Source organism: Arthrobacter sp. TB 26 (assembly GCF_000427315.1).
GTDB lineage: Bacteria > Actinomycetota > Actinomycetes > Actinomycetales > Micrococcaceae > Arthrobacter.
Genome location: NZ_AUPJ01000095.1, coordinates 1 through 4,322, shown reverse-complemented (window position 1 = coordinate 4,322; position 4,322 = coordinate 1). Strand labels below are relative to the sequence as shown.

The 4,322-nt window shown below is 69.8% G+C and carries 4 protein-coding genes; 1 reads left to right on the top strand and 3 read right to left on the bottom strand.

Translation table 11 applies throughout. The annotated features are described in order from the left end of the window. From K789_RS0102610 to K789_RS0102600, 3 genes are all read right to left on the bottom strand, one after another. Nucleotides 1-441, bottom strand: a 441-nt coding sequence (locus K789_RS0102610; protein ID WP_024365389.1) for an RrF2 family transcriptional regulator, incomplete at its 3' end; no start/stop codon positions are given. Between the two features lie 20 nt (nt 442-461). Further along, complete coding sequence (locus K789_RS0102605; RefSeq protein ID WP_237739487.1) at nt 462-968, bottom strand: hypothetical protein; 507 nt, start codon at nt 966-968, stop codon at nt 462-464. A gap of 4 nt (nt 969-972) precedes the next feature. Next, the gene (locus K789_RS0102600) at nt 973-2,391 is read right to left on the bottom strand and encodes a phosphomannomutase/phosphoglucomutase (RefSeq protein ID WP_024365387.1); all 1,419 of its coding nucleotides are present in this window, start codon (nt 2,389-2,391) and stop codon (nt 973-975) included. A gap of 140 nt (nt 2,392-2,531) precedes the next feature. On the opposite strand from K789_RS0102600, the gene K789_RS0102595 reads away from it, so the two are divergent. Further along, a partial coding sequence (locus K789_RS0102595; RefSeq protein WP_024365386.1) for a RecQ family ATP-dependent DNA helicase occupies nt 2,532-4,322 on the top strand: 1,791 nt, incomplete at its 3' end.

The window sequence follows — 4,322 nt, the reverse complement described above, 5'->3', positions numbered from 1 at the left end:
GGGGCGCAGGCCGATCGCCTGGAATACCGGCGCCATCTGCCGCGAAGTGGGCAGGGACGCGACGACGATGTCGTCCAGTTCGCGGTAGAAGGCTTCGCGCGCCCGGGCAAGGGCGCCGCGGAGGCGGCACTCGTTGATCAGCGGACACGTACCGCCCGCGCCGACGCAATCGGCCGGGTCCGTGCGGGTGTCGAGCTGGCGCAGGAGCTGGCCCACGGTGGCGACGCGGCCGGCGCTGCTGAGCCGGGAGCCGCCGTGCCGCCCGCGCTCGACGTCGATCATGCCCAGCTCCCGCAGCTTCGCCATCGCCTTGCTGACGTGGTTATAGGGCGTCGCGACGGCGTCGGCGATGCTCTGGGTGGTGAGGAGTCCGCCGTCGGGAGCGGCCGCGAGCACCATCATGGCGCGCAGGCTCACATCCGCGAAGGCGTTGATCTTCATAACGCCAGTTTACCGGCGGTCTAGTCCACCCAGACGCCGGGCTCGTTGGTATCGGCGGAGAGCTCGCCGAATTCCAGCTCACGGGTCGCCGGGTTGGCGGCGTACGGCAGGACCGCGGCGAACAGGGAGCCGTCCCGGTGTTCCGCGGCCACGTGGATGGCGTCCGAGGCCTCTTCCAGCAGGGTGATGTCACAAACGATGGCCGCGGCGCGGAACTCATCCCGGTGCTGCCGCAGCAGTTCCGTGAGGTCGGCGATCATCGAGTCCGCGTCGAAGCCGGCGTCAACGCCCTCCGCCGCGTCGGCGGGGGTGACGGCAACCAGCCGGACCTCGCCGTCGTTCTCGACCACGAGGGCGAACGGCAGGAACCCGCCGTTGCGCTCAAGCTGCTCCTGGGCGGCGCCGACCCCGGTGCCGAGCAGGTTCTCCAGGTCGGTGGCACTGGCCTCCGGGACGCTGTCGCGCCACGATCCGCCAGTGGACCCTGTTGCAGTCTCAGTTGCGGCCTCCGCCGGCAGTTCCGACACGGCCCTACCCCCGGACCAGTGCCAGGACGCGGTCGCGGACACGCTCCATGGTGGCGGTGTCCGTGGCCTCGACGTTCAGGCGGAGGAACGGCTCGGTGTTGGAGGGGCGCAGGTTGAACCAGTAGCTGCCGTCCGTGGCGATGAAGGTGCTGCCGTCGAGGTAGTCCACCTCGACGTCCTCCGAGTGGAAGTCGAGCCGGACGCGTTCCACGGCGCCGGCCTTGTCGTCGATTTCCGAGTTGATCTCACCGGAGGACATGTACGGCTCGTACTCGCGGCCAAGATCGGACAGCGGACCGTCCTGCTCGCCGAGGGCGGCCAGGACGTGCATCGCGGCAAGCATGCCGGTGTCTGCGTTCCAGAAGTCACGGAAGTAGAAGTGGGCGGAATGTTCACCGCCGAAGATGGCGCCCTCTGCCGCCATCACGGCCTTGATGAAGGAGTGTCCGACGCGGGTGCGCACGGCCCGGCCGCCGTGGCGTTCCACCAGTTCGGGGACGGCGCGGGACGTCAGCAGGTTGTGGATGACGGTGGGGTTGGCCTCGCCGAGCCCCTGGGCGCGGGCAATCTCGCGGCGCGCCACCATGCCGGTGATCGCGGACGGCGAGACGGGCTCGCCCTTTTCGTCGATGACGAAGCAGCGGTCGGCGTCGCCGTCGAAGGCCAGCCCGATGTCCGCGCCGTGTTCGACGACGGCGGCCTGCAGGTCGCGCAGGTTTTCCGGTTCCAGCGGGTTGGCAGGGTGGTTCGGGAAGGATCCGTCGAGCTCGAAGTACAGCGGGATGATCTCGAGGGGAAGCTTGGGCAGCAGGGCGTCGCCGAGCACCGCGGGTGTGGTGAGGCCGGCCATGCCGTTGCCGGCGTCCACCACCACCTTCAGGGGGCGGGAGCCGCGGAGGTCCACGAGGCTGCGAAGGTACTCGGAGTAGCCCTTCAGGACGTCATGGACGCCGATCAGGCCGCGCGTCGCAGCGGCGGGGATGGAACCGGCGTTGAGGTATTCCTCGGCGCGGGCCTGGATTTCCTTGAGCCCGGATTCGGAGGAGATCGGCTCGGCACCGGCCTTGGCCATCTTGATCCCGTTGTACTCGGCGGGGTTGTGGCTGGCCGTGAACGTCGCGCCGGCGGCATTGAGCGCACCGCAGGCGTAGTAGAGCTCATCGGTGGAGATGAGGTCGAGCAGCTGGACGTTGGCTCCGCGCCGTGCGGCACCGTTGGCGAAGGCCTTGCTGAACTCGGGGGAGGAGGGGCGCATGTCGCCGCCGACCAGCACCGTCTTGCCCTCCAGCTGCAGGACGTCGACGAACGCCGCGCCCACAGCCTCGACGATCTCGGCGGTGATCGATTCGCCGACAATGCCGCGCACGTCGTAGGCCTTGAAGGAGGCCGAGAGGTCAAAGGTCTTTGTCTGGTCCGTAGTCACGCGTCTTATCTTACGTGGCAGCCGAATCAGGCCGTGGAGGAGGGCCGGCGGTGTCGCACTGCCGCCGGATCCGCTGTGATTGTCCACATAGCGGCGCCCGCGGCTTCGCGGCTGTCGGAGGGGGCTGGGATACTGAAGCAATGGCCAATAACCAGAACGCTGCAGTCTTGTCCGCTTCACCCGATGCTGCCGCCGGGCGTGGCGGGACCCGGGAGCAGGCCCAGGAAGTGCTGCGCGAGCTGGTCGGGCACCCGGCCGCGGAGTTCCATGACGGCCAGTTTGAAGCGATCGAGGCCTTGGTCGACGGCGGCCGGCGGGCCCTCGTGGTGCAGCGCACCGGCTGGGGAAAATCGGCCGTGTACTTCGTCTCGTCCCTGCTGCTCCGGCGCCGCGGTGCCGGGCCCACCCTGATTGTCTCCCCGCTGCTGGCCCTCATGCGCGACCAGGTGGCGGCCGCAGCGCGGGCCGGGGTCCGCGCGGTGGCGATCAACTCCGCCAACCAGCTGGAGTGGGACACCGTCCGTGAACAGCTCGCGGCGGACGAGGTGGATGTCCTGCTGGTCTCGCCCGAGCGGCTGACCAATCCCTCCTTCCGGGAGAACCAGCTGCCCGAGCTGATCCGCCGCACCGGGCTTCTGGTCATCGATGAGGCCCACTGCATCTCCGACTGGGGCCATGATTTCCGCCCTGACTACCGGCGCATCGCGGACCTGATCACCCAGCTGCCGGACTCCGTTCCGGTGCTGGCCACCACCGCCACCGCCAACTCCCGGGTGGTCCACGACATCGAGGAGCAGCTGGGCGCCGGTGTGCTGACCATCCGCGGTGCCCTGGGCCGGGAGTCCCTCCGGCTGGGCGTGCTGCGACTGCCGGACTCCCGGGACCGTCTCGGCTGGCTGCTCACGCACCTGACAGACCTGCCCGGCAGCGGAATCATCTACACCCTGACGGTCTCCGCCGCCGAGGATACCGCCCGGCTCCTCGCTGAAGCCGGACACGAGGTACTCGCCTACACCGGCCGCACCGACCCCGCAGACCGGGAACGCGCGGAGCAGCTCCTGAAGGACAACCAGGTCAAGGCCCTCGTCGCCACGTCCGCCCTCGGCATGGGCTTTGACAAGCCTGACCTCGGATTCGTGGTGCACCTTGGGGCGCCGTCCTCGCCCGTGGCCTACTACCAGCAGGTGGGCCGTGCCGGCCGTGGCGCCGCGAACGCCGACGTGCTGCTGCTGCCCGGTTCCGAGGACCGCGACATCTGGCAGTATTTCGCCACGGCGTCCATGCCGTCGGAGGAGAAGGCCGGTGCCGTGTTGACTGCCCTCGCCGAAGCGGGGACCGCCGTGTCCACGGTGGCGCTGGAGGCGCGTGTGGATCTGCGCCGGACCCCGCTGGAGCTGCTGTTGAAGGTGCTGGCGGTCGACGGCGCCGTGGAGCGTGTGGGCGGCGGCTGGCGTTCCACCGGCCAGCCGTGGACCTACGACGCCGAGCGGTACAGCCGGATCGCGGAGGCCCGGGTGGACGAGCAGGATTCGATGGTGATTTACCAGGACACCGCGGGCTGCCGGATGGAATACATCACCTCGGTCCTCGACGACGAGACCGCCCGTGCCTGCGGCCGCTGCGACAACTGCGCCGGGCAGTGGTTCCCGGCCGACATTGCCGCCTCGGCCACCGAAGCCGCGGGCCAGACCCTGAGCCGCGCCGGTGTCCCGCTGGAACCCCGGCTGCAGTGGCCCAGCGGCATGGACCGGCTCGGTGTGCCGGTGAAGGGCAAGATCAAACCCGAGGAAAGCGTTGCGGTCGGCCGGGCGCTGGCACGGCTCACGGACCTGGGCTGGGGCGGCGCCCTGCGCGAAGCCTTCGCCGCGGGAGCCCCCGACCGCACCGTGGACCCCGGCATGCTCCAGGCGTGCGTCCAGGTGCTGCGCGAG